The sequence below is a fragment of the Thermanaeromonas sp. C210 genome (genome assembly GCF_013167955.1).
Classification (GTDB): domain Bacteria; phylum Bacillota; class DSM-521; order Neomoorellales; family Neomoorellaceae; genus UBA12545.
On the sequence record NZ_BLWF01000002.1, the window covers coordinates 471,276 to 495,382 of the forward strand.

A 24,107-nucleotide genomic window follows, 5' to 3' on the forward strand; every position below is an offset into this window, starting at 1 on the left:
CCCAACTGGCTAGGTTAATGATCACCTTAACATATCTTGATATCTTGCAGAAGGCTTTCCCCGGCCTATTCCGGGGGCTGCCCTTCGGCCAAGACTATCTCCTGGGCGAAGGGGCGATGCTCGGCAAAACTGCGGTGCTGGACGTCGAGGAGCGGAGTAAACCTGACTGTATAGGGAATGCCTCCTATCTTTAGGGTTTTTCAAAACCCCTCCTTGGGGGTGTTTAGCGTGACGGAAGAAGAATACATCGCTAAACGTCTGGACGACCAAATAGAGTGGTACGACAAGAAAAGCATGTGGAACCAAAAATGGTACAAGCGGCTTAAGACGGCCGAGTTCGTCTTAGCAGCATCTGTGCCGGTATTGGTTGCTTTCGTTACCTATCATTGGTTCATAAAAGTGGCGATAGCGACGGCTGGCTCCGCCGTGGCGGTTATCTCGGCGGTGCACGGCCTCTATAACTTCCATGAAAACTGGATAGAGTACCGTTCTGTGTGCGAGGCTCTCAAGCGTGAAAAGCACCTGTACTTAACCAGAAGCGGCATATACACCGAGACAGAGAACCCGTTCTCCTTGCTAGTTGATAGGGTCGAGAGCATCATGGCCCGCGAGAACATCGCATGGGCGCAGGTACACCGTCAAAAGGTTTCGGTGCCCCAAAGGGCGGTGCTGGATAGGTCTTCATCCACCGGCTCGTAAATTTTCTCAAAAATGGACGGTTTGCATGGGTACTGTTCACCGGTGACCCCGGTAATGATCCAGTCTCCGGGCTCAGCCCGGAGAGGGCCTTCCAAAGTGATAATAACTAACTCCTTAGGCGTTTGAAATGCTTCTATTATCACAGGCTTCCTACGGTATTGGCCCGTGCCGTTAACTGGTTCGTAAGTCTTCTCAAATATATCAGGCTTGCATGGGTACTGCTTGCCGTCTACGCCCGTTATGATCCAGTCGCCCGGAGAAGCCAGAAGTGGGCCCTCCGTAGCCTGGACGACTATCTTTCTGTCAGTTTGGTAGGCTTCGACGACAACCGGTTTCTTGCGGAACTTGCGCTTGTTCATGGTTATCCTCCTTAACTTATAGTATAACACAGAACGGGAGGCCGTCGCCCATAGCTATTGGATACAGACGTAAATAGCCGATTTTAGCCATAAAATAAGCCTGCTTGGCGTCACCGGATTCGCCAAGCAGGCTTCAGGCGTTGAAAAACCAGGTTTCTTGAGGTTTGGTGACCCGTGGGGGATTCGAACCCCCGATCCCGGCTTGAAAGACCGGTGTCTTAACCCCTTGACTAACGGGCCATAAGCCATAAAAATGGTAGCGGTGGTAGGACTCGAACCTACGACACAGCGGGTATGAACCGCTTGCTCTGACCAGCTGAGCTACACCGCCACCCGCGCTTATTATTATGCCTAAAACCGGCCCCGTTGTCAAGGGTCCAAAACCACGGCCAAGGCCCCCAATCCAAAGGGGCCGGGCGCCTGTAAAGGCCTCTTTAGACCTGGAGCGCCCCGGCGCCCTCGGGCCCCCTTGTAGCACGCCTTCACTTACACCGTCCACGCACGATACGCGAACCCGGCCACGCGGGGCGGCTAGGAGCCTCCGGGCGCCGGCTCCTCCTCCCAAGACCCGCCGCCGTCCGGCTCATCCGGCAGGACCCACAGGGAATCCTTCTTGAGGGAAACCTGTACCTCCGCCCCGGCCGCCAGCCCCATATCGCGGAAGACATAGCTGGGTATCTCCAGTTCCACAGTTTCTCCCGAACCGTCCAGGGTGAGGAACACCAGGTAACTGCCGTAACCGTCAAAAAGGCTGGATATCCGGGCCGGAAAGACATTGGCCTGCACCTTGGGCCGCAGGGGCTTCCCCTCCCGGATGATGACCACTTCCCGGGGGCTCAGGCCGAAGACCACCTGCTGTCCTGCTCCCAGCCCCTCCCTCCAGGGCAGTTCACACACAAAACCGCGGGGGGTGCGGGCCACCAGGGACACACCGGGCTCGATATCCGTTATGAGGCCCCTAAATACGTTGCGCCCGGCAAACAGCCGCGCCACTCCCAGAGTGGCCGGCCGGTAGTACACTTCTTCCGGCGTCCCGACCTGGTGAAGCTTCCCCCCCAGCATGACGCCCAGGTGATCGGCCAGCAGGAAGGCCTCTTGGAGGTCGTGGGTAACGTGAATGACGGTGGTCCCCAGCTTGTTGAATACTTCTCTAAGATAAAGGACTAGCTTGCGCCGTATAAAGCTGTCCAGGGCGGAAAAGGGCTCGTCCAGCAGGATAACCGAGGGTTCCACCAGCAGGGCCCGGGCGAGGGCCACCCGCTGCTTCTCCCCGCCGCTCAAATGAAGGGGGGATTTCCTTTCGAGCAAGTGTTCGATCTGGAGGAGCCCGGCCAGCTTCCGGGCCCTGTCCCGGGCCCGGTCGAGGGGCATTTTCCGGGCCCTGGCACCGAAGAGGATGTTATCCATGACCGACAAATGGGGAAACAGGGCCAAATTCTGCGGCAGATAGCCAATTTTCCTTTCCTCCGGCCGGGCCCGGGTTATATCGCGATCCTCCAGGATAATGGAACCCTTTTTTACGGCGTGGACCCCGCAGATGGTGTCCAAGAGCAGGGTTTTACCCGAACCCGAAGGGCCTACGATGACCAGGCACCGGCCCCGCTCCACTCTAAAGGATATATCTTGCAGCCGGAACCCCGGGACTTGCACTTCCACACCGGACAGGTACAGCATTAAAAGGCCGCTCTCCTCTCATTATCGAGATAGCGCAGCGAAAGTAACACCAGAAAGGAAACCAACAACAGGATCCATATCAGGACCACGGCCTTTTCTATATTGGCGCTGGCCAGGTTCAGGTAGATGGCGATGGGCAGGGTTTCGGTTTTGAATTTGGTGGCCCCGGCCAGGGTGACGGTAGCCCCGAATTCTCCCAGAGCCCGGGCCCAGGACAGGATAAAGGCGGAGAGAATCCCCTGCCGGGCCATGGGCAGGGTAACCCGCCAAAAGGCTCCCCCGCTGCTTTCGCCCAGAAGGCGGGCCGTCAGCTCATAATGGGTATCGATGGAATCGAAGACGGCTTTGATCAACCGTATGGCCAGGGCCAGGGTTATGGTCGTCTGGGCCACGATGATACCCGCCGGGGTGAAAACGACGGGGATTAGGTGCTGCTGGATCCACAGGCCGACGGGTTGGTTGAAAAAAATCAACAGGAGGGCGCCCAGGGCGATGGGGGAAACTCCCGTCGGCAGGTCCAGTACGGTGTCCACCAGGATTTTCCCCCGGAAAGGACGGCGGGATAACAGATAGGCCACGGGCGTGCCCAGGATTACGGCCAGGGAGGCGGACACCAGGGATGTTTTAAGGGAGAGGCCGAGGGCGAACTGTATCTCCTTGTCCTGCAAGCTCTCCAGTAGAATATCAGGCCTAACATACGGTATCTGGGCCAAAAACAAGAGTAAGAAGTAGGCCAGGACGATTCCCAAAAGGCCTGTAGTGGCCAGGTTGAAAGCATCCTTTTTCTTCATCACGGTTCCCTTGCCCCTTTACCAGGGGTTTTGGAGGCGGTACTCCCCGCCCACGGGGGCCTGGGGAGCCAGCCGGCGGGCTTCCTCCTCGGTGGTCAGGTAGCCCCATTTTTTAAAGACAGCCTTGCCTTCTTCAGAAGTAAGATAATCGATGAACTGCTGGGCCAAATCCCTCTGGGTGGAATAGCTGGAAACGGCCACCGGGATGTAGCCGATCCTGGACACCTTCTCCGGGGGCAGGTAGATGGTTTCGATTTTATCCGGATTCCAGGAAGCAAATACTTCCCAGCCCAGCACGGCGTCCACCTGTCCCAGGGCCACCAGGTTGGCCACCTTTTCGCAGCTTTCCACATAAGTAACGATGTTTTCCTTCACTTCGGAATCCAAGCCGGCCTTTTCCAAAATCTCCGCTCCGTAAAGGCCCACACAGACCGTGTCCGGCCGGGCCATACCTACCTTTACGCCGGGTTTGGCCAGATCTTCTAGGCCCTGAATGCCTTGGGGATTGCCTTTAGGAACGTTGATAGCGGGGACCAGGTAGACCACGATCCTCTCGGTTTCCGGCAGCACTACCCCTTCCTTTTTGGCCAGCTCCATGAAATCCGAGGAACCCGGCAGGTAAATATCCCCCTGCTTGCTCAATTTCATCTGGCTCAGGACCGCGCCCGACCCGCCGAAGGTGAGAGTCACCCTGGTGCCCGTCCTGGCTTCGAACCTGGCCGCGATCTCTTCCAGGGGAGGCTTGCTGGCCGACCCGGCAAACACCCTGATCTCCCGGGCGGTAGCCACCCCTTCCCCTCCCCTTTCCGGGCGGCCGGCGCAGCCGCCCAGCAGGGCGCTCGCCATTGCCATGGCCATTACCACCGCCGCCAGCATCCATAAGAAGTGCCGCCTGCCGCTCAAGGTTATCCTCCCCCTCAATCTTCCTAAAAGATAACCCCGGCTCGCAAAGGATGCCGGGGTCTGTTCCGCGTGGTCCAAACCTTTCTCCTTTCCGAGCAAGGGGAGGCATGCCCGTTTCCCGGCATACCCCGTGGGCTATATTTTAGCCCAGGCCGGCTGGCCATAGATCTGACCCTTGCTTAAGGGCTCGTCCTTAGGCTCAACCGGCTCGGAGAAAGATATCAAATTTTGTCGGCTACTTCCACGTTCTTATCATACCCTATCGTATCCAGCCCGTCAAGGATGCCCGGTGGTGCGCCCCTAAACTCGTATTTGCAGGTCGCATACCCGGGTACCCGCGTTTTTGCCGGCTCTTGACACGGGACACGGGCTTCATGTCCGGGTGCCTATTTTCGAACCGAACATCTGTCGGCTTCCGGTGGCGGAAACGGCGACTAACAGGCCGTTTAACAAATATAGCGGGATATCTCTGAACGAGAAATTACCTGTAGCCAGGTTCGTTATTATAATAAGTGTTAAGGCGACGGTTAGAATTAGGCCGCGCATCGACCATCCCTTTAACCTTCCAATATTCTTGAGAAACTCCACCACCAATAAAGTAGCCATAGCGGCTCCGGATAAGGTAGCGAGATCGGCGTAGGTAAATAAGCCCTCCATGGCTTTCCCCCCTTCCATGTAAACTGAGCCGGCCTCGGGCTCTCGAGTGAAATTCCTAAGGCTCGGTACCTTCTACTCCCTAAAGAGGGAAGAACTGCCCCTTTTAATAACCCAGTCGTCCGGAGGCCCTTCCTTCCAAACCCGAAACCGGGACGCCAGCCTGTCCCCAATTGATCGACGCACCAGTATGCTTATTATTCCAGATCAGTAACCAATTGCCATATCCTGACTTCTAGTATATAATGGATGCGTAACTACAGAAGAAGGATATATTTGCTCCCCACAACCTAATAGTTCGAGTGCCAAAGGCAAACTTACCGAAAGGTGAGGACGCAAAGCCATAGGGTCTAAAGTACCAACTGGTACTATGACAGCCTGGCTGCCACTTGAAGCCCATTAAACCTGCCCTCATCTTTGGGGCAGACTTTTTTGTCTTCTGGGGAGGGCAAAACTTCATGTCGAGAAAGGTTAAACTACGGGAGTTAATTATGAAGGCCCAAGCTGGTGACCAAGAAGCCCTCGCCGAGCTGATTCAGCGCTTTAGCCCGGTAATTAAGAAATACAGCCGCCGCCTAGGTTATGATTATGAGGAAGCACGCTCTGACTTGGTAGCCTGGATAGTAGACGCCGTTCGCCGATACAAGCCCAAAACCCCGTGGGGAAGGAGCGAACTAGAGCAATACTTTTCAGAAAAGAATAATCGCGGAAAATCATCTTGACAGTTGGGTATGGGGGGTATTAACAGCCTCTTCTCCTTCTCTTTAATTATTGTAACGAGATATGTAGGTTAAAAGGAGGCGCAGAACTATGTCCCCCTAAGCCTGAATCCGGCCAAACTCGACTTTGAAGATGCTCAAGTGGCAGCCTGGCTCTTAACCGGTCTATGCCACGAGGCCACCAGGCTGGCAAGAAAGCAGAAATACTTAAGAAAGCACGAGCTGCTAATCCTTAATAAACCTGTGAATCAAGAATCCGAAGAAGAGGAAAGGGAAATGGTTGACGCCCTTGCTTCTCCTGCCGACACCCTGGCCGAAGTAGAGGACACTCTGTTCCTCGAAGAAGCCCTTTCGGTGCTTACACCCCAACAGCAGAGAGTTATTATCGCTACCGTCTTAAACGGAGCCACGGAATATGAAGTGGCCAAAAAACTAGGGATTTCCCAACCGGCAGTGCACCGGATTAAAGTACGCGCCTTGAACAGGCTTAGGAAGCATTTGGTCCCCGACGGACCCGACCAGCCAGTAGGCACTTGAGACACGCAGCTCTTCGAGAGCCAAAGGTTACAGGGTCGTAGCCCCCCAGATAAATGCAGGCACACCATAATGGCTCTGTATATTTCTCCATATCCTATGCAACTATTCTCATATTTTTGTCTCCTGGCTAATTCTTCACGCATTTTTATACATTTTGTTCTCCTGTAGCCCTCCAATCATGCGGCGCGCTACGGCGTTGGCCAAAGGCATTCCGGATAGGCTAAGCTAGCCGGAAGTTGTCGCTCAAGGCGCCATACGGCCACGGCCGTTGTAAACCAGCTCTCTGCTCGGCCTAATTCAACATCAGGCGCGCTCCGGCCGCCAATAGAACCAGGCCCAGGGCCTTCCACCAGGTAAAGGGGATTTTGTTGAGGCCGAAGAGCCCCAGGTGGTCGATGATCAGGGCCATGGTTACCTGTCCCACAATGATGGCGGTGGTGGCCAGGGCCGCTCCGGCCCGGGATATGCTGGCCATTACGCCGTAGGTGATGAGCACCCCGATAAGACCCCCGAGGAGCAAATACCAGGGGGTCTGGGTAATTTTACCTAAACTGCCGGGGCTAAGGGGCCAAAGAAGTAAAAGGGCAGTCGCTATGGTAGCCGTAAGGTGGACCACGAGGGTGGCCTGGAGGAGGCCGGTAATTTTGGCCAGGGCTGCATTTAGGGAACCTTGAACGGCCATGGCCACCCCGGCCACGAGGGCAATGATCAGGGCGAGGAACATGTTATTGCTCCTTTGCCACAAAGAATCGGCTTTGAGGCTATATAACCCTTTCTTAGTATACCCCGCCCGGCGTCAACCTTGCGCCATGGGCCACCAGGGCAGGCGGCCTTTTACGGGAAGGGCAAGTTGCGGACCATATACATGGAAAAGGGCTATCTGCGGGAAAAATATGAGTCAGGACCTTGGGGCCAAAGCCCCCAGCAGGCAGGAGTAAGTTACGAGTGGCATAATCCCATGGGAAGGAGAAGCAAGGTGCAGGTCTTACCCCTTTTCACCGCTCTTCTCTTAGCCCTTACCCTTTCTTACCCCGGGGCTGTACAGGCCCATTCCCCGTGCGGCTGTGAAGGCGAAAACCGCACCCTCATGTTGACCGACCCGCCCCTTAAGGGGCAGGATGTAGCCGAACTCCAGTATGTACTGTCCCGGATGGGCTTTTACTTTGGACCGCCCACCGGCGTCTACGACCGTATCACCCAGCGGGCGGTGATCAATCTCCAGCGGGCCCACGGCCTCCTCCCTTCCGGAGAGGTGGACACTGCAACTTACCAGGCCTTAAGTAACAGGGTCCAACCTGTAGCCCGGGAAGCCGGGGAAGGCCCCCCGCCGGGCAGCAAGATCCAGATCCTGGTGGACACCGACCAATTGTACCTTTATCTCCTGGTAGACGGCCGGGTATTCCGCCAGTATCCCGTGGCCATAGGCAAGTATACTTCGCCCTCGCCGGTGGGGGAGTGGAAGATTGTGGATAAGTCTTACGAGAGCGGGGGTCCCTTCGGCACCCGCTGGATGGGCCTTAACGTGCCGTGGGGGAACTACGGCATCCACGGTACTAATCGCCCCTGGTCCGTAGGCTGGCCCGCTTCCGCCGGCTGCTTCCGCATGCTAAACGAACATGTAGAAGAAATCTTCCCCTGGATATCCGTAGGAACCCCGGTCATAGTAAAGGGCCCCCTGGTACCGCCCACGGGGCCCTTAAAACCGGGAACCATATCGCCAGAAGTGGTGACTTTACAGGCCAGGCTGCGGGAAAAGGGGTTTTACCTCTTCGGTCCGACGGACGGCGACTACGGCCCCATGACCGTCCTGGCCGTAAAGGCCTTTCAAATAATGGAGGGTATAAAACCCACCGGCATAGCCGACCGCCAGACCCTGCAGGCTCTGGGGTTTGAGGTAGCCCCGGAAGCCGTTGCCTCGCCCTGACCCCGATCCTGGGGGCCTCGGTCCGGAGCAACCAGGCCCAGTTCTCGGCGCGCCCGCCCCTGCGGCCGGGCGCGCCCAAGCTCCAGGACCCCAATAGAAGAAGCTAACAGCGCCCTATTCCGCTATTACCGGCACCAACTCAAAGCGCAGAACGTCGACGAGTCCGCGGTTGGTGAGGCGCAGCTCCGGGATGACCGGCAGGGCCACAAAGGCCATGGTCATAAAGGGAGAGGTCATCTGACACCCCAGTTCCCGCGAGGCTTTAAGCACTTCCTCCACCTGTCCGGCGACCGTCTCTACCGGCTGGTCGGACATGAGCCCCGCAATGGGTAAGGGAAGCAGCGCCAGAATCCGGCCGTCCCTTACTACGGCCATACCGCCACCGCACCGGGCCAGGGTGTTGCCTGCCAGGGCCATATCGGCCTCGTCGGTGCCCACGATAATCAGGTTGTGGCTGTCATGGGCTACCGTCGAGGCCAGGGCCCCTGCCTTAAAGCCAAAACCCTTTACCAGGGCGAGGCCCCTGGTTCCCGTGCCGCGGTGGCGTTCCACCACCGCCACTTTGGCAATGTCGCGCTCCGGAGAGGCCTTCACCTGCCCGTCCTCTACCTCTAACTCTTCGATAACGTGCCTGGTGAGGATGCTTCCCTCCAGTACCTGGATTATGCGGACCCGTACCGAACTCCTGCCGGGAGGAGCGGGGATGGTAAAGTGGTCCGCCGTCAGGGCTTCCTTCAGGTGTACCGAATTCCTGACCTCGTCCGGGTAAGTAGGCTCCGGGAGTTCGACTAAAAGCCGGCCCCCCTCCGCCACTTCCCGGCCCGCAACCATGACCTTTTCTACCTTAACGGCCGCCAGGTCGGAAAGGAAGACGATGTCCGCCCATCTCCCCGGAGCGATACTGCCCAGGTCTTGGGCCAGCCCGAAACACTCGGCGGTATTGAGGGTTACGGCCTGGATGGCCACCAGGGGATTGAGACCCTCGCTGATGGCTCGGCGGAGAACATGGTCCATGTGGCCCTGGGAAAGGAGGGTTTCAGGATGGGTATCGTCGGTTACCAGGACCGCTCGCCGGGGGTCTACGCAGTTCTCCGTCAGGCTCTTAACGGTCTCCCGCACATCCCTGGCGGCCGAACCCTCCCGCATCATGGCGTACATGCCCAGCCGGAGGCGGGCCAGGGCATCGATAGCCCTGGTAGACTCATGGCAGCAGCATATACCGGCCGCCGCATAGGCGGGCAATCCCTTTTCGGTCTCCAGGAGGGCATAGTGGCCGGTAACCGGCTTGCCCGCCTCCAGGGTGGCCCTGATTTCCCCGTGTACCTTCTCGTCTCCGTTAAGCACGCCGGGGAAATTCATCATCTCTCCCAGCCCCACTATGTTTTCCCACTGCATGGCCTGGGCCACCTCTTCGGGGCCAAAGGCGGCCCCCGCATCCTCCAGGCCGGGCGCGGCCGGCACGCAGGAGGGCATGGTGGCATAAACCCTCAAGGGGAGATTCCGGCCTTCTTCCACCATCAGTCTTACACCCTCCAGGCCCAGGACATTGGCGATTTCGTGGGGATCCATAAAAATAGCGGTAGTGCCCCGGGGAAGGACCGCCCGGGCAAACTGGGTTACGCTTACCATGCTGCTCTCCACGTGCAGGTGGCCGTCCAGAAAGCCCGGTGCCAGATAAAAACCCGTGGCGTCCACTACCCGGGTCTGGGGCCCGATGCAGTGGTCCACATCCCCTACCGTAGCGATGCGCCCGTTCTTGACGGCGATATCCCACGACAGTATCTCCCGCGTGAATACGTTGATGACTTTCCCGCCGCGGATGACTACATCGGCAGGTATCCGGCCGGTGGCCGTAGCCACCAGTTCCTGGGTCATGGCCGAAAGGGGGCTAGACACCGTATCCATCTCCTTCCGGGGCAATTTTGGTACTATTGTGTCCTATTAATTTAAGCTTAATGTACAGGCCCAAGCAGTGTCAATGTGATTGTAGGCCGCTGCGCAAATTTAATTTTGTTTTAATTCCCCGGCAGGAATTTCTCTAAAAACAGCAAATAAATATAAATAATATAAGGTGTAATCTCATATTTGCCGAGTGCGCCTGTCTTCGTATATCCCCAGTAATAGGGTCTGGGGGTTTCTACCAGGCAACCGTAAATTGCCCGGCTACGAAGGCGGCCCTGAGGGTCCGCCGGTGAGCCGGGTTAATTTTTGAGGCCGTACCGAAGGGGGTGATAGGTTAGACGGGAGCTGGTCGATAAAGTTTGCAGCCCGAAATCGCACATACTAACGTAAAAGGAGGGGTCAAACATGTCCGTACAGGAAGGCTTCCTGGAGAGGGTGTTCAAGTTAAAGGAAAATAACACCACCGTCCGTACCGAGGTGCTGGCCGGCTTTACTACTTTCATGACCATGGCCTACATCATTTTTGTTAACCCCACTATCCTCAGCACCACGGGTATGGACTTTAACGCCGTCCTAGTGGCCACCATCCTGGCCAGCGTCATCGGCACCCTGCTCATGGCCTTCTTGGCCAATTACCCCATTGCCGTGGCTCCGGGCATGGGACTCAATGCTTTCTTTGCTTTTACCATCGTCAAGCAGATGGGGTACCCGTGGGAGGCAGCGTTGGCCGCAGTTTTCATGAGCGGTATCATTTTCATAATCCTGACCCTGACTAAAGCGCGGGAGGCCATCGTCAACTCCATTCCCCTTTCCCTGAAGCTGGCCATCAGCGCAGGCATCGGCCTGTTCATCGCCCTCATAGGGTTGCAAAGCGCAGGCATTGTGGTATCCAATCCCGACACCCTAGTGCAGCTGGGGAACCTCCGCGATCCATCGGTGCTCCTGGCCGTTATCGGCCTCATCATTACCGCCGCCCTGGTGGGGCTCCGCGTCAAGGGTGCCCTCTTGTTGGGCATTATCATCACCACCCTGCTGGGTATACCCCTGGGCGTCACCAAACTGGAGGGCTTAAAAATCGTCAGCTTGCCGCCCAGCTTGGCTCCCACCTTCGGCGCCTTCCGGCTCGGGTTAGGCGATCTCTTGGCCGCGGGAATTATTCCCGTGATCTTTACTCTGACCTTTGTGGACCTCTTTGATACCCTGGGCACGCTGATCGGGGTAAGCAGCAAGGCGGGTTTCCTGGACGAAAAGGGCCACCTGCCGCGTGCCGGCCAGGCCTTGATGTCCGACGCCATTGCCACCACTTGCGGGGCTATTCTGGGCACCAGCACGTGCGTGGCCTACATTGAAAGCGCCTCGGGCGTGGCCGAAGGCGGCCGCACGGGGCTGACGGCCCTGGTTGTGGGCCTGCTCTTCCTGGCCTCCCTGTTCTTCTCTCCCCTGGTAGGCATCGTCCCCGCGGTGGCCACGGCGCCCGTCCTCGTCATCGTGGGCATTTTCATGATGGAACCCATCATGAAAATCGATTTCAGCAACTTCCTCGAAGCCGCCCCGGCCTTCCTGACCATCACCATCATGCCCTTCACCTACGATATAGCCGAGGGTATCGTTTGGGGCGTGCTGGCCTACGTGTTCCTTAACCTGATCACCGGCAATGCTAAGAAGATCAGCCTTACCATGTGGATACTGGCCGTGCTGTTTGTAATCCGCTTCTTCATGTAGGACTTGACAGGCGCTGCCAGGCCTTGAGAGCCCCCTCCACCGCCCGCCGGGCGTGCTCCATGAGGAGGCCAATTTCGTGGTGGCCGGCTCCCTCAATGTGGACGCCGGCCACCACCACGGCCGGCACTCCGCACCTGGAAGCCAGCAGCAGCGCAGCCGGCCGCGCGAGCTCGTCGTCTTTGTGGCCCACAACAGTAAGAACCGAGGCGGTGGCACTGGTCTTCCGGGGGTCCCGCAGGCTGGGACGGGGCATGGCCAGGGCCACGGCCCCCACGTGGGGCCTCTCCCCTCCGAAAAGGTGGGCCACCACCCCCTCTCCCGCTCGAAACAGGCGGCAACAGACCGTGAGTCGGCCGCACCCTGCCCGGTAAGTAATCACTCCCCCTCACCGCCCCAGCGCCGGTATAAATTATGCTCCAGACCTAGCTGGTCTAAGATGCGGCCCACCAGGTGGTCCACCAGGTCCTCCAGGGTGCGCGGCCGATGATAAAAGGCCGGCATGGGGGGCAGGATGACGGCGCCCAGGCGGGCAAGTCGCAGCATATTCTCCAGGTGGATGGCGTTTAAAGGGGTCTCCCGGGGTACGAGGATGAGCTTGCGGCCTTCCTTGAGGGTCACGTCGGCCGCGCGGCCGACGAGGTTGGAGGCGAGGCCGTGGGCGATATTGGCCAGAGTCTTCATGCTGCAGGGCGCCACTACCATACCTTCATGCCTAAAGGAACCGCTGGCCACGGCCGCCTCCAGCTGGTCCTCCCGGTAGTTTACGGCGGCCAGGGCCCTAACCTCCTCCACCTTCCAGGAGGTTTCGATTTCTATAGTCTTTTGCCCCCACCGGCTCAAAATCAGGTGGGTTTCCACCTCCAGATCCCGGAGCACCTCTAGAAGCCGTATACCGTAAATAGCCCCAGTGGCCCCGGTTATAGCTACAACAATTCGCACCAGTCCATCTCCTCTCCCGCCGCATAGAGAAGCAGGCCCCACAGGAGGTCCGCCTCGCTTACGGTGACCTCCTCCGCTCCCAGGCCCTGCAGAACCTCGAGTAAAATGCTTATTCCCGCCACGATAATGTCGGCGCGTTCCGGCTGGAGGCCGGGGATCTTCCTTCTCTCTTCCACCGGCAGGGCTTTTAGGGTATCCCGCCAGTAATGAATCCTTTCCCGCCGCAGGGTGAACCCGTGCACCCGGTCGGGCCGGTAATCCCTTAGGCCTTGCTCCATGGCGGCCAGGGTGGTGGCCGTGCCGCCCGTGGCAACCACCCGGGAAAAGCCCTCATTCCCGACTTCCCGCAGCACCGGCACCAGCGCCCGTGCCATGGCGGCCTCCGGTGTACGGGCCTCGGTGCAGCGGACGGCCCCCAGGGGAATACTCCGCAAATTTAGGCGGCCGTGATCTTCCCAGCTTAATTCCGTGCTGCCGCCCCCCACATCTACTACCAGGATGCGCTCCGCGTTCCCGTGCTTAAGGCCTGCCCTGACCCCGCGATAATTCAAAAGGGCTTCCGCTTCCCCGGTGATAATCTTCGCCGTCAGGCCGGTAGCTTGTCGGAGGCCGTCCAGGAGCTGGTGGGCGTTCTCCGCCTCCCTGGCGGCCGAGGTGGCCACGGCGGCCATTCCCGCCAGGGGAAAGGTCCGCGCCTCGGCCACCAGCTCCCTGGCGCCCTCTATGGTCCTCTCGATGGCCGTGGGAACCAGCCTGCCTCCCTGAAACCCCGCCATGAGGCGGGTGCTCCGGAGGCTCTGCCGCAGGGGGTGTACCTGCCCTCCTTCTACTTGTCCCACCAGCAGGCGAACAGAGTTAGAGCCTATATCCAGAGCGGCGCAAATAGGCATGGCGCAACTGCTCCTTCTATGCAGCACAAGAATGGGCACCCCTTCGGGTGCCCGGCTTGCAGCCGCTTAGATGCTTGATGGTCGTATAATCCCCCACCTAGTAGCTCCGCGCCCCGCGGCCTCTACGCCTGGCTTCGGTCTGGCGCCGCAGGTCCTGGAGCCGCTCGTCACTCTCCCTGAGGAAGCGGGCCAGCTTTTCCTCGAAGGAGGCGTGGGCCCTGGGTTTGGACGAGGCCCTCTTGCCCGTTCTCTCCGGTTCCGGTAGCGCTCGCTTGATGGAGAGCCCTATTTTCCCCCCCTCATCGAGCCGGATCACTTTGACGCGCACCCGGTCCTGAACTTTAACATAATCGCTGACGTCCTTCACAAAGGTGTGGGCCACTTCGGAGATGTGCACCAGACCGGTAACCCCACCCGGCAGTTCCACAAAGGCCCCGAATTTGGTGACCCCCGTGACCACGCCTTCCAGGATACTGCCCACTTCAATGGTCATAGAAATAATATGCCCCCTGGGTTTTAAGAATAGAACGCAGATGATATCATTATATGCAAGGGGTGCGAAAATTGTCAATAGCCTTTCTCAATTCTCGGTGATGTCAGCCCCCAGGCCCTGGAGCTTGCCCACCAGATCCTCATATCCCCGCCGGATATGGTGCACGCAGCCTATTTCGGTCTCCCCTTCGGCCATGAGCCCGGCAATGACCAGAGCAGCCCCCGCCCGTAGGTCGGTAGCCTTAACACAGGCCCCGGTAAGTTTTTCTACGCCCTTAACCACCGCACAATGTCCTTCGATGACAATCTGGGCCCCCATGCGCTTGAGTTCATTGACGTGCATGAAGCGGTTTTCAAACACGGTTTCCGTAATGACGCTGCTGCCCTGCGCCACGGTCAGGAGGGCCATGAACTGGGCTTGCATGTCCGTCGGAAACCCGGGATAGGGCATAGTCTTGAGATCCACCGCCTTCGGGGGCAGCTCGGCCCGGACCCGCACCCCGCCGTTTTCCTCTTCCAACACGGCTCCCGCTTCCCTCAATTTGGCCATAACGGCCTTGAGGTGGGTGGGGATGACGTTCTCCACCAGTACGTCGCCCCCCGTGGCCGCCGCCGCTACCATAAAGGTGCCGGCCTCGATGCGGTCGGGTATGACGGCATGGGAAGTCCCGCGGAGTTGTTTTACGCCCTCGACCCTTATAACCCGGGTACCGGCCCCGGTTATCCGCCCGCCCATGGCGTTTATAAAATTGGCCAGGTCAACAATCTCCGGTTCGCCGGCGGCATTTTCGATGGTGGTCGTCCCTTCCGCCAGGGCCGCGGCCATCATGATGTTTTCGGTAGCCCCTACGCTGGGAAAATCAAGGTAAATGGAAGCCCCACGCAAGCGACGGGCACGGGCCTTGACCCAGCCGTTTTTCACCTCGATTTCCGCCCCCAGGGCGGCCAGGCCCTTGAGGTGCAGGTCAATGGGACGGGCGCCGATGGCACAGCCGCCGGGCAGGGCTACCTTGACCTTTCCGGCCCGGGCCAGGAGGGGGCCTAAAACCAAAAAGGACGCCCGCATGCGCCGCACAAAATCATAGGGCGGGGCCACGCCGGTTATGCCTTCGTTGATGATCGTCAGGGTTTGCCGGCCGGGAAGGACGCGCAGGCCCAGCTCCCTGACCACCCCACACATGGTGTCCACATCCGCCAGATGGGGTACTTCTTCCAGGCGGCACTCCCCTTCCGCCAAGAGGCAGGCGGCAATGATGGGCAAGGCCGCATTTTTAGCCCCGCTGATCGCAACCCGGCCTTCCAGCCGGGCTCCTCCTCTCACCCTTATGGTGTCCAAGTTTATCTTTACTCCTTTTTCCGGCCTTATTTGCAACCAGATTGATTATAACATAGGCTGCCTAATACTCGCCACCCAAACGTGGAGAACCTATGTGCAGGTAAGTTGTCCCAGTACCGTGGTGGTAGCGCAGGGCCACCTGGAGGTTGACGCGCCCCTCCCTTACCTCCCTCTGCTCGAGCAACAGGGGGCTGTAGGCGCTAAGGCTCAGCACTTCTTCATCCTCCACACCCTCCACCGGGCTGGCCTGCAGGGCCTGCAGCACGGCCGCCGCCCGCCGGCGGCGTTCCTCTGGGGACAGGCGTCCCGGGATCTGGCCGGTGGCCGTATAGGCCAGGTGGGGGCCGACCCCGAATTCGGCGAAGGCCCTCACGGCCTGCCGTTCCCACTCCTTAAGGGTGGCAGCCATCCCGTCCTCGCCGGGACCTCCCTTCCATTGGAGTAAAAGGTATGTCTCGCCACCATCTCCCGTTTCTCCCAGGCTCTGGACCGCCAGGTAGAGGACGGCGTCCGCTCCCACCGCTCCCTCCCACGCGCAGGACCGGAAAACAGGTCCCTCTTCCCTCCTCCAGGAAAGGTCTTCCGTTAATCCCAGGGCCCTGGCCGCCTGCGCGGCCGCCCGGGATACCTGCTCCCAGTCCTCCCAAGCCCCAGCAATTCTGCCCCAGCTCTCCAGGCCGCCGCCGAGACTCTGGGCCTCGGCGGCCTCCAGGGCCCCCTCTAGGAGGTCGGGAACTTCCGACCGTCCTTCTGCCTGGGATGGCACAGAGGTCGGCTGGGTATTTTCATAGGCCCAGGGCCTCCAGCCGGTAAGCCACCCACAGGTTACGCTCAGGATTACCAGTCCGCCTACCAGGGCCTTAAGCTTAAGCGGCCCTCCAGGTGCGCGCATAACGGTACCCCCTAAAGGATTCTCACCCCCTATTCTTGCCATCTATCCTAATAGGTAATCCTTCGAGGGCCACGCACGTTATGATTTCATCCCCGCGGCCAAGGATTCACTCCGCAGTGCCTGCCGCCTTCAGCCTGGCCACGGCCCGCTTGCGGGCCGCCTCCGCCCGCACCAGGTCCACCCCCGGCGGCCTCTCCTTTAGGCGCCTTTCGGCCCTTTCCTTAGCCCTGCGCGCCCGCTCTACATCGATTTCTTCGGCTTTTTCGGCGGTGTCCGCCAGGATTACCACCCGGTCGTCCGCCACTTCGAGAAGACCTCCGCCAACTGCCAGCCTTCTCTCCTGCCCGCCTTCCCGGTAGGTGACCACTCCAGGCACCAGCAGGGTTACCATGGGGGCGTGGCCGGGCAGGATGCCCAGATAACCCAGGACACCCGGGGCGACAAGGCTGGTAGCCTCGGTACGCAAAAGCACCCTCTCCGGCGTTACGACTTCCATGGTAAAGGGGCCGCGGGCGACTGCTTTTTCCTTTTCGGCCATCACCCTACCTCCCGGCCTATGCCGTTTCCTTGGCTCTCTTTACGGCTTCGTCGATGGTGCCCACCATATAGAAGGCATGTTCGGGCAGGTCGTCGTGGCGGCCCTCCAGTATTTCCTTGAAGCCGCGGATAGTCTCCTTCAGGGGCACGTAAACCCCCGGCCGGCCCGTAAAGGCCTCGGCCACATGGAAGGGTTGGGAAAGGAATCGCTGGATCTTCCGCGCCCGGGCCACCACGAGTTTGTCCTCTTCCGAGAGCTCATCCATACCCAGGATGGCGATTATATCCTGCAGCTCTTTATAACGCTGGAGGACCTGCTGTACTCCCCGGGCCACCCGGTAGTGCTCCTCTCCAACGATGCGGGGGTCGAGGATACGGGAGGTGGAATCGAGGGGGTCCACCGCCGGGTAAATGCCCAGCTCGGCTATTTGACGCGAGAGGACCGTGGTGGCGTCCAGGTGGGCGAAGGTAGTGGCCGGTGCGGGGTCGGTAAGGTCGTCGGCCGGGACGTAAATGGCCTGGACGGAGGTAATGGAACCCTTCTTAGTGGAGGTAATGCGCTCCTGGAGGGCGCCCATCTCCGTGGCCAGGGTGGGCTGGTAGCCCACGGCTGAAGGCATACGCCCCAGCAGGGCCGATACTTCCGAACCGGCCTGGACGAAGCGGAAAATGTTGTCGATAAAGAGGAGCACGTCCTGGCCTTCCACATCCCGGAAATATTCGGCCATGGTCAGGCCCGTGAGCCCCACCCGCAGACGGGCGCCCGGGGGCTCGTTCATCTGCCCGAACACCAGGACGGTCTTGTCCAGAACGCCGGCCTCCTTCATTTCCAGCCACAAGTCGTTCCCCTCGCGGGTCCTCTCGCCCACTCCCGCAAATACGGAGAAGCCGCCGTGCTCATAGGCAATATTGCGGATGAGCTCCATGATGATGACCGTCTTGCCTACACCTGCCCCCCCGAAGAGCCCGATTTTTCCGCCCTTGGCGTAGGGGGCCAGTAGATCCACTACCTTGATACCCGTTTCCAGGATTTCCGTGGAGGGCTCTTGCTCCTCGAAGGAGGGCGCCGGGCGGTGAATAGGCAAGCGCTCCTTGGCCTGCACCGGGCCCCCATTATCAATAGGCTCCCCCAAAACGTTGAAGAGCCGGCCCAAGGTTTCCCGGCCCACAGGCACAGTAATGGGCTGGCCGGTATCCACCGCCTCCATGCCCCGCTGCAGTCCGTCCGTGGAGGCCAGGGCTACGCATCGGACGGTGTTGTTACCCAGATGCTGCATGGCCTCCATGGTAATGTTAATGCGGCCATCGTCAGACTTAATGGTTATGGCATTTAACAAATCCGGCAGCTGGTGGGGAAATTCCACGTCCACCACCGGACCTATAACCTGAACTACCCTTCCTACGTTCAAGTTGTGTCACCTCACTTGTTACCCCACACCCTCTAGGTGGCAGAAGGTAATAAACCGCTACTGCAAGGCCTCGGCCCCGGCCACTACCTCTACGATCTCGCGGGTAATGGCCGCCTGGCGGGCCCGGTTAAAGGAAAGGGTTAACTTCTCGATCATCTCCGCCGCGTTCTCCGTAGCATGATCCATGGCCGTCATGCGCGCCCCGTGCTCGCTGGCTTTGGCTTCCAGGAGGGCCCGGTACACCTGAATCTCGCAATAGCGGGGTAAAAGGGCCCCGAGGACCTCCTTCTGCCCGGGCTCATAAATATACTCGTGGGCCTCGGGCCTTTCCCCCGGCGGCGGGGTAATGGGCAGGAGCTTATCCACCCGGGGCACCTGCCGGATGGCCGAGTAGAACCGGCTGTAAATGAGATAAACCTCGTCCAAGACGCCATCCAGGAAGAGCTGCATCAGCCGGCGAGCAATCTGCCGGGCCAGGACGGGGTCCGGGGCATCGCCCAGGTTGAGGTACTCCTCGAGGATTTCTACTTGGCGCCGCCGGAAGTAGTCCCGGCCCTTCCGTCCTATGGTGATGAGGGCTGCCGGCCGCTCTTCCTGGGCCAGCCTCTCTTGGGCTAAGCGGATGAGGTTGGCATTATAACCGCCGGCCAGGCCCCGGTCGGCTGTAATGAGAACGTACCCTACCTTGCGCACTTCCCGCACGGCCGCCAGGGGCTGCTCCCCGGGGTCGGTGGAGGCCACCAGATGCCCGATGACTTCGGCCAGTTTATCCCCGTAGGGGCGTCCGGAGGCCACCCGGTACTGGATCTTGCGCAGTTTGGCCGCCGCCACCATTTTCATAGCCCGGGTGATCTGCTGGGTGTTGCGGATGCTCTTTATGCGGCGTTTGAGGTCCCGCATGGTGGGCATGATATCTCACCCCCTTAGGCGGCGCCCGGTAAAGCTATTCGTCCTTACGCCGCCGGGCTGAAGGTCCCTTTAAATTCCTGGATGGCTTTCTCTAAGCTTTCCTCTACTTCCGCGGTAAGCTCCTTCTTATCCCGGATGGCGGCCAGGATCTCCGGGTGCTGGGAGCGCAGATAGTGGAGGAATTCGGCCTCAAAGGGACGCACCCTCTCCACGGGCAGGTCGTCCAGGTAGCCGTTGACGGCCGCGTAGATGACCACCACCTGCTCCTCCACCGGCATGGGCTGGTACTGGTCCTGCTTGAGGATTTCCACCATGCGCTCACCGCGGGCCAGCCGGGCCTGGGTGGCTTTGTCCAGGTCCGACCCGAACTGGGCAAAGGCCGCCAGTTCGCGGTACTGGGCCAGGTCGAGGCGCAGCCTACCGGCGACCTGCTTCATAGCCTTGATCTGCGCCGCGCCGCCCACCCGGGAGACGGAAAGGCCCACGTTAATGGCCGGCCTCACCCCGGCATAGAAAAGGTCGGACTCCAGGTAGATCTGGCCGTCGGTTATGGAGATCACGTTGGTGGGAATGTAGGCGGACACATCCCCCGCCTGGGTCTCGATGATGGGCAGGGCGGTGAGGGAACCCCCACCCATTTCTTCCGACAGGCGAGCCGCCCTCTCCAGCAGCCGGGAATGGAGATAAAAGACGTCCCCGGGATAGGCCTCGCGGCCGGGAGGCCGGCGAAGGAGGAGCGAGAGCTCGCGGTACGCGGCGGCGTGTTTGGAGAGGTCGTCGTAAATGCAGAGGACGTCCTTGTGCTGCTCGTACATGAAATACTCGCCCATGGCACAGCCGGCATAAGGAGCAATATACAGCAGGGGAGCCGGCTCGCTGGCCGTAGCCGATACTACGATGGTGTAGTCCATGGCTCCGGCCTCCTCCAGGCGGCGCACCACACCCGCCACCGTGGAGGCCTTCTGGCCGATGGCCACGTAAATGCAGATGACGTCCTGCCCCTTTTGATTGATAATGGTGTCCACGGCGATGGCCGTCTTCCCCGTCTGCCGGTCGCCGATGATGAGCTCCCGCTGGCCGCGGCCGATGGGGATCATGGAATCGATGGCCTTGATCCCCGTCTGCAGGGGCGTATTTACCGGACGGCGGTAGATGACACCGGGCGCCGGGGACTCCACCGGCCGGAAGCGCTCGGTTTTAATGGGTCCTTTGCCGTCGAGGGGCTGCCCCAGGGGATTGACCACCCGGCCTATAAGGGCCTCCCCCACCGGCACCTCGGTTATGCGCCCCGTGCGCTTTACCCGGTCTCCTTCTTTGATATGGTTGTAAGGCCCCAAGATGACGCAACCCACATTATCCTCTTCCAGGTTGAGGGCCATACCGTAAACGCCGCCGGGGAACTCCAGCAGCTCACCGGCCATGGCCTGCTCCAGGCCGTAAACGCGGGCAATGCCGTCCCCTACCTGGGTCACTATACCTACCTCGGCGACCTCCACCTCGGCCTCATATCGCTCAATCTGGCTTTTCAAGATGCTGGTGATCTCGTCGGGACGTATGCTCAAGGACTTTTTCACCTCTCTGTCACTGAACCTCTAGGCGCTGCAGGCGGTCCTTCAAAAGTTCCAGGCGCTTCTTTACGCTGGCGTCCAGAACGCGGTCCCCCACCTTCAGCACCATGCCCCCCATTACTTCCTCGCTTAACCGATTCCGGAGGCGGACCCGCCGCCCCGTAAGGCGGCCCAGGCGTTCTTCCAGGCGAGAGAACACGTCATCCGGCACCGGCACCCTGGTGATGACTTCAGCCTCCAGAATCCCTTCCGCCAGGTCCACCAGCTGCTGCAACTGCCTCACCATTTGGGGCAGCAGGCGCTCGCGCCTCTTGTCCAGCACCGTGTACAGGAAATTACGCGTCTCTTCCCGGAGGTCGGGAAAGAGGGCGGCCAGCAGTTTCTTTTTCTCTCGGGCCGGTATTAACTGGTGGTACAAAATACGGCCCACCTGGGGTTCCGACTCCACGGTGGAGACCACCCGCTCCAGCTCCTCCCTGACCTCCGCCAGCACACCCCTTTCCCTGGCCAGGGTAAAGAGGGCCTGGGCGTAGCGCCTGGCAACTTTCCAACTCATTGCAATCTCTCCACTTCGGCCAGGGATTCCTCCAGGAGCCGCTTCTGGTCCTCGGAGGTCAGGGATTTGTTAATGATTTTCTCGGCCACCAGTATCGCTAAACCGGCAGCCTCATCCCGGATGGCGGCCAGGGCTTTGGCCTTCTCTCCGGCGATTTCGGCCCGCGCCTGTTCCAGGGTCCGGCTGGCCTCCTCCCGAGCCCGTTTTACAATATCTTCCCGCATTTCCTCTCCCAGCCGGGTGGCGCGGTCGATGATGGCCTGGGCTTCCTGGCGGGCCCCCGCCAGCTGGTTTTCGTACTCCTGCAACATCCTTTCGGCCTTTTCTTTGGCCAGGGCGGCGTCCTGCAGGGAACCCTCTATTTTGGCCTCTCGTTCGGCCAGGATCTTGCCCAGGGGTTTATATAGTAGAACATAAAGGACCCCCATGACGATCAGGAGATCCAGGACTTGCCACAGGAAAGTCCAAAAATTGAAATTAAGGGCTTGGAAAATAGCTTCCAAAGGTTCGACCCCCTTCAGCGAACACCTGATGGGAGGGGCGAACAGGTGGTTCCTTCCCTTAACCCGTTCGCCCTCTTTTCTTCCTTAAAGTTTGGTCCACATCAGGATGGCAATAACAAAGGAGAAGAGCGTCAGGGCTTCCATGAAGGCCAGGGCCAGGAGCAGGGTAGTCCGGATGTTCCCTGCGGCCTCTGGCTGCCGGGCGATGCCCTCCATGGCCCGGGCCGAAGCGTTGCCTTGTCCCAAGGCAGAACCCAGGGCCGGCAGGCCGATGGCCAGGGCAACACCGATGAAGCCGAGAGCCGTCATGATTTTCCCTCCCTTTCAGCGTTATTCCGGCCTTAAATTAGTGGCCGTGAAGGAAATTGGCTATATAGGTAACGGTTAAAAGGGTGAAAATAAACGCCTGAATGAGGCCCATGATGACCCCCAGGAGCATAATGGGGGTGGGAATGAAAAAGGGTACTAAAATGATGAGGATCGTTACCACCATCTCTTCCCCGAACATGTTGCCGAAAAGACGGAGGGAAAGAGACAGGGGCTTCACCAGTTCTTCGATAACGTTAAGGGGAAACATGAAGGGAGCAGGGGAGAAGAAATGTTTGATATATCCCTTCAATCCTTTCTTGCGGATAGCAATCAGTTGAACCAGGATAATGGTGGTAACCCCGAAGGCCGCAGTAGTACTCAAATCCATGGTGGGCGGCTTCATACCGGGGATAAACCACGAGAGGTTGAGGGAAAGGATGAAAATGAAGAGGGTAGCCACCAGAGGAAGGTATTTCCTCCCTTCCTTACCCGCAACCTCCTCCAGGAGCCCCATAATAAATTCCAGTAACATCTCCAGGATGTGCTGGACGCCCCGGGGTATAAACTGGAGCCTCCGGGTGGCCACGAAAACCCCCAGGAAAAGGAGGGCCATGATTATCCACGTGTTGACTACCGTGGAATACACGGGAATGGGCCCCAGATGAAATACCACGTGGGGCTGGACGTGCTCCATAACGGTTGCCAGCTGGTGGAGCTTGCCTTCCATAAAGACGAATCCCTCCATACGGGGTAGACCTTCTGCAGCATCGCACGCCGGGGAGCCCGGCGCCATCTGCCAGTTGGCCAACCGCCAGTCCTTATGTCCTTACCTCACCTTTCCGGTAAGGCGACCGGCCTTCGCCGCCTCTTCCGGCCGGCCGTGAACCTTCCGCCCTATCGCCAACCTCCGGGACCCCTGACGTATCCCCACTTTCGAGACTAAGCCACTTGCCTCTCCCTCGCTCCGGTTTAGTCGCTCGCTTTCGAGCCAAGGCAGGCCTCTCCCGCAAAAAAGCGGGGATAACCCAGAGGGGCCCCTTCTTGACTAACACCCGGCAACCTCCCCCGGCGCCTCCTCCGGCCGGCATCCCCGGCCCTCCCCCTTGGGGCATCGGCAAGGCGCTAAAGGGACTTGGCCTCAAGCTTTGCGCCAGACCAGGAAAAAAGCTTCAACTAAATAGCTCAGCATCTGCAGGACCAGGCCGCTTAGGACGCCCAGCAAGAAAGCCGGTCCCCCACCCGCGGAAAGCAAGAGAACAGCCCAGCACAGGCCCATGCGGATAAAGGCCCGGCGCATAAACACCTTTTGGGCCTCACCGGGTGTCAAGCCCTCCGCGCCCTTGACCGACCGCAGCAACCATAGATAGAGGCCTAGACTTACGGGCAGGGCTACCAGCACTCCCGCACTGTAGAGGGGCTGGCGGGCCAGGAACCCCCCGGTGGCCAAGGCTGCCCCTAACACCAGCATCCTGCGGGCAGTAGTACGCCCTTCGACCAGGGCAGAATCCCGTGGAGGGATGGGAGGGTGTCCCTCGCCCCGCCCCGGCCGGTCATTTCTTTTTCTTTCTTTCCGCCTCATTTTCCAGGGCGCCGATCTCCTTGACCAAGCTGTAAAAGCCCAGCCCTACGCCCAGCAAGGCCCCTAGAACCATTAGCCAGGGTGAAGTACCCAGGCGGCGGTCCAGCCACCGGCCCAACCCCAAGCCCGAAAAGATGCTGGCTCCCATGGTGATTCCCAAGGAGAGGGCGAGGTTCGCGTACTTGGCGTAATTCCACAAGTCTCTAGGCATAGGTACGGGCCCAGGGCAAAAAATGGTTCCCCCTAACAGTCTCTTTCCCCGGCCTGCCTTTTATACTTCCACAAATAGAAGGTATTCGCCTTT

At 59.4% G+C, this 24,107-nt stretch carries 28 protein-coding genes, 2 tRNA genes, 1 pseudogene and 3 riboswitches; of the genes and pseudogenes, 6 read left to right on the forward strand and 25 right to left on the reverse strand.

Annotation, left to right across the window (positions count from 1 at the left end; translation table 11 throughout):
- Positions 1-17 precede the first annotated feature (17 nt).
- Both TAMC210_RS06395 and TAMC210_RS06400 read left to right on the forward strand, forming a co-directional pair.
- Positions 18-194 carry a hypothetical protein gene (locus TAMC210_RS06395; RefSeq protein WP_173297947.1) on the forward strand — a complete coding sequence of 59 codons (177 nt, stop codon included), beginning with the start codon at positions 18-20 and terminating at the stop codon, positions 192-194.
- Between the two features lie 34 nt (positions 195-228).
- On the forward strand, positions 229-699 hold the full coding sequence (locus TAMC210_RS06400; protein ID WP_173297948.1) for a DUF4231 domain-containing protein: 471 nt from the start codon (positions 229-231) through the stop codon (positions 697-699).
- A gap of 173 nt (positions 700-872) precedes the next feature.
- Here the strand turns inward: TAMC210_RS06400 and TAMC210_RS13925 are convergent.
- The 7 genes and pseudogenes from TAMC210_RS13925 to TAMC210_RS06440 all read right to left on the reverse strand — a co-directional run.
- Positions 873-1,058 (reverse strand): annotated as a pseudogene (locus tag TAMC210_RS13925) (hypothetical protein); the annotation flags it as partial.
- Between the two features lie 165 nt (positions 1,059-1,223).
- A tRNA-Glu gene (locus TAMC210_RS06415) sits at positions 1,224-1,298 on the reverse strand.
- A 14-nt stretch (positions 1,299-1,312) separates the two neighbouring features.
- Positions 1,313-1,389, reverse strand: a tRNA-Met gene (locus tag TAMC210_RS06420).
- A 200-nt stretch (positions 1,390-1,589) separates the two neighbouring features.
- Positions 1,590-2,732 (reverse strand): ABC transporter ATP-binding protein, encoded by a 1,143-nt coding sequence (locus TAMC210_RS06425; protein WP_173297949.1) that lies wholly within the window; start codon positions 2,730-2,732, stop codon positions 1,590-1,592.
- Positions 2,732-3,523: an ABC transporter permease gene (locus TAMC210_RS06430; RefSeq protein ID WP_254388568.1), complete on the reverse strand. Its 792-nt coding sequence runs from the start codon at positions 3,521-3,523 to the stop codon at positions 2,732-2,734. The genes TAMC210_RS06425 and TAMC210_RS06430 overlap by 1 nt, the downstream gene beginning before the upstream one ends.
- 18 nt (positions 3,524-3,541) lie before the next feature.
- The gene (modA, locus tag TAMC210_RS06435; protein ID WP_217267292.1) at positions 3,542-4,426 is read right to left on the reverse strand and encodes a molybdate ABC transporter substrate-binding protein; all 885 of its coding nucleotides are present in this window, start codon (positions 4,424-4,426) and stop codon (positions 3,542-3,544) included.
- Positions 4,427-4,494: 68 nt separating this feature from the next.
- Positions 4,495-4,652: riboswitch (molybdenum cofactor riboswitch) on the reverse strand.
- Between the two features lie 146 nt (positions 4,653-4,798).
- Positions 4,799-5,083, reverse strand: coding sequence for a hypothetical protein (locus TAMC210_RS06440; protein ID WP_173297951.1), 285 nt, complete (start codon positions 5,081-5,083; stop codon positions 4,799-4,801).
- A gap of 297 nt (positions 5,084-5,380) precedes the next feature.
- Positions 5,381-5,470, forward strand: a riboswitch (cyclic di-GMP riboswitch).
- 68 nt (positions 5,471-5,538) lie between these two features.
- Here TAMC210_RS06440 and TAMC210_RS06445 point away from each other — a divergent pair.
- Together TAMC210_RS06445 and TAMC210_RS06450 are read left to right on the forward strand one after the other, a co-directional pair.
- Positions 5,539-5,802 carry a helix-turn-helix domain-containing protein gene (locus TAMC210_RS06445; protein WP_173297952.1) on the forward strand — a complete coding sequence of 88 codons (264 nt, stop codon included), beginning with the start codon at positions 5,539-5,541 and terminating at the stop codon, positions 5,800-5,802.
- Positions 5,803-5,940: 138 nt separating this feature from the next.
- Positions 5,941-6,336, forward strand: a complete 396-nt coding sequence (locus TAMC210_RS06450) for a sigma-70 family RNA polymerase sigma factor (protein WP_254388540.1) — start codon at positions 5,941-5,943, stop codon at positions 6,334-6,336.
- 292 nt (positions 6,337-6,628) lie between these two features.
- On the opposite strand, the gene TAMC210_RS06455 is transcribed toward TAMC210_RS06450, so the two are convergent.
- The gene (locus TAMC210_RS06455; RefSeq protein WP_173297953.1) at positions 6,629-7,060 is read right to left on the reverse strand and encodes a DMT family transporter; all 432 of its coding nucleotides are present in this window, start codon (positions 7,058-7,060) and stop codon (positions 6,629-6,631) included.
- 126 nt (positions 7,061-7,186) lie between these two features.
- On the opposite strand from TAMC210_RS06455, the gene TAMC210_RS06460 reads away from it, so the two are divergent.
- Entirely contained in the window at positions 7,187-8,260 is a 1,074-nt protein-coding gene (locus tag TAMC210_RS06460) for a L,D-transpeptidase family protein (protein ID WP_173297954.1), read from the forward strand.
- 114 nt (positions 8,261-8,374) lie between these two features.
- On the opposite strand, the gene ade is transcribed toward TAMC210_RS06460, so the two are convergent.
- The gene (gene ade / locus TAMC210_RS06465) at positions 8,375-10,135 is read right to left on the reverse strand and encodes an adenine deaminase (RefSeq protein ID WP_373996443.1); all 1,761 of its coding nucleotides are present in this window, start codon (positions 10,133-10,135) and stop codon (positions 8,375-8,377) included.
- 226 nt (positions 10,136-10,361) lie between these two features.
- Positions 10,362-10,432, forward strand: a riboswitch (purine riboswitch).
- A 135-nt stretch (positions 10,433-10,567) separates the two neighbouring features.
- On the opposite strand from ade, the gene TAMC210_RS06470 reads away from it, so the two are divergent.
- The gene (locus TAMC210_RS06470) at positions 10,568-11,884 is read left to right on the forward strand and encodes an NCS2 family permease (RefSeq protein WP_173297956.1); all 1,317 of its coding nucleotides are present in this window, start codon (positions 10,568-10,570) and stop codon (positions 11,882-11,884) included.
- On the opposite strand, the gene TAMC210_RS06475 is transcribed toward TAMC210_RS06470, so the two are convergent.
- The 16 genes from TAMC210_RS06475 to TAMC210_RS06550 all read right to left on the reverse strand — a co-directional run bounded on the left by TAMC210_RS06475 (position 11,877) and on the right by TAMC210_RS06550 (position 24,014).
- A complete protein-coding gene (locus tag TAMC210_RS06475; protein WP_173297957.1) occupies positions 11,877-12,263 on the reverse strand; it encodes a hypothetical protein in 387 nt (128 codons plus the stop codon). The two genes, TAMC210_RS06470 and TAMC210_RS06475, sit on opposite strands and share 8 nt — an antisense overlap.
- Positions 12,260-12,823: a UbiX family flavin prenyltransferase gene (locus TAMC210_RS06480; protein WP_277997684.1), complete on the reverse strand. Its 564-nt coding sequence runs from the start codon at positions 12,821-12,823 to the stop codon at positions 12,260-12,262. The genes TAMC210_RS06475 and TAMC210_RS06480 overlap by 4 nt, the downstream gene beginning before the upstream one ends.
- On the reverse strand, positions 12,808-13,740 hold the full coding sequence (locus TAMC210_RS06485) for a Ppx/GppA family phosphatase (protein WP_173297958.1): 933 nt from the start codon (positions 13,738-13,740) through the stop codon (positions 12,808-12,810). Before TAMC210_RS06485 ends, TAMC210_RS06480 begins: the two co-directional genes overlap by 16 nt.
- A 70-nt stretch (positions 13,741-13,810) precedes the next feature.
- Positions 13,811-14,206 (reverse strand): S1 RNA-binding domain-containing protein, encoded by a 396-nt coding sequence (locus TAMC210_RS06490; protein ID WP_173297959.1) that lies wholly within the window; start codon positions 14,204-14,206, stop codon positions 13,811-13,813.
- A gap of 87 nt (positions 14,207-14,293) precedes the next feature.
- Positions 14,294-15,541 carry a UDP-N-acetylglucosamine 1-carboxyvinyltransferase gene (gene murA, locus TAMC210_RS06495; protein WP_173297960.1) on the reverse strand — a complete coding sequence of 416 codons (1,248 nt, stop codon included), beginning with the start codon at positions 15,539-15,541 and terminating at the stop codon, positions 14,294-14,296.
- A gap of 61 nt (positions 15,542-15,602) precedes the next feature.
- A complete protein-coding gene (locus TAMC210_RS06500; RefSeq protein WP_173297961.1) occupies positions 15,603-16,433 on the reverse strand; it encodes a YwmB family TATA-box binding protein in 831 nt (276 codons plus the stop codon).
- A gap of 106 nt (positions 16,434-16,539) precedes the next feature.
- Entirely contained in the window at positions 16,540-16,971 is a 432-nt protein-coding gene (locus tag TAMC210_RS06505) for a F0F1 ATP synthase subunit epsilon (protein ID WP_173297962.1), read from the reverse strand.
- A 16-nt stretch (positions 16,972-16,987) separates the two neighbouring features.
- Positions 16,988-18,379 carry a F0F1 ATP synthase subunit beta gene (gene atpD, locus TAMC210_RS06510; RefSeq protein WP_173297963.1) on the reverse strand — a complete coding sequence of 464 codons (1,392 nt, stop codon included), beginning with the start codon at positions 18,377-18,379 and terminating at the stop codon, positions 16,988-16,990.
- A gap of 57 nt (positions 18,380-18,436) precedes the next feature.
- A complete protein-coding gene (gene atpG, locus TAMC210_RS06515; protein ID WP_173297964.1) occupies positions 18,437-19,288 on the reverse strand; it encodes an ATP synthase F1 subunit gamma in 852 nt (283 codons plus the stop codon).
- Positions 19,289-19,332: 44 nt separating this feature from the next.
- Positions 19,333-20,850, reverse strand: a complete 1,518-nt coding sequence (atpA, locus tag TAMC210_RS06520; protein WP_173297965.1) for a F0F1 ATP synthase subunit alpha — start codon at positions 20,848-20,850, stop codon at positions 19,333-19,335.
- A gap of 19 nt (positions 20,851-20,869) precedes the next feature.
- On the reverse strand, positions 20,870-21,412 hold the full coding sequence (atpH, locus tag TAMC210_RS06525) for an ATP synthase F1 subunit delta (RefSeq protein WP_173297966.1): 543 nt from the start codon (positions 21,410-21,412) through the stop codon (positions 20,870-20,872).
- Positions 21,409-21,915 carry a F0F1 ATP synthase subunit B gene (gene atpF / locus TAMC210_RS06530; RefSeq protein WP_173297967.1) on the reverse strand — a complete coding sequence of 169 codons (507 nt, stop codon included), beginning with the start codon at positions 21,913-21,915 and terminating at the stop codon, positions 21,409-21,411. The genes atpH and atpF overlap by 4 nt, the downstream gene beginning before the upstream one ends.
- Before the next feature lie 84 nt (positions 21,916-21,999).
- Positions 22,000-22,224: an ATP synthase F0 subunit C gene (atpE, locus tag TAMC210_RS06535; protein WP_173297968.1), complete on the reverse strand. Its 225-nt coding sequence runs from the start codon at positions 22,222-22,224 to the stop codon at positions 22,000-22,002.
- Between the two features lie 37 nt (positions 22,225-22,261).
- A complete protein-coding gene (gene atpB / locus TAMC210_RS06540) occupies positions 22,262-22,969 on the reverse strand; it encodes a F0F1 ATP synthase subunit A (protein WP_173297969.1) in 708 nt (235 codons plus the stop codon).
- A 393-nt stretch (positions 22,970-23,362) separates the two neighbouring features.
- Positions 23,363-23,803, reverse strand: a complete 441-nt coding sequence (locus tag TAMC210_RS06545; RefSeq protein WP_173297970.1) for a hypothetical protein — start codon at positions 23,801-23,803, stop codon at positions 23,363-23,365.
- Positions 23,775-24,014, reverse strand: coding sequence for an AtpZ/AtpI family protein (locus TAMC210_RS06550; protein ID WP_173297971.1), 240 nt, complete (start codon positions 24,012-24,014; stop codon positions 23,775-23,777). Before TAMC210_RS06550 ends, TAMC210_RS06545 begins: the two co-directional genes overlap by 29 nt.
- Positions 24,015-24,107: the final 93 nt, after the last annotated feature.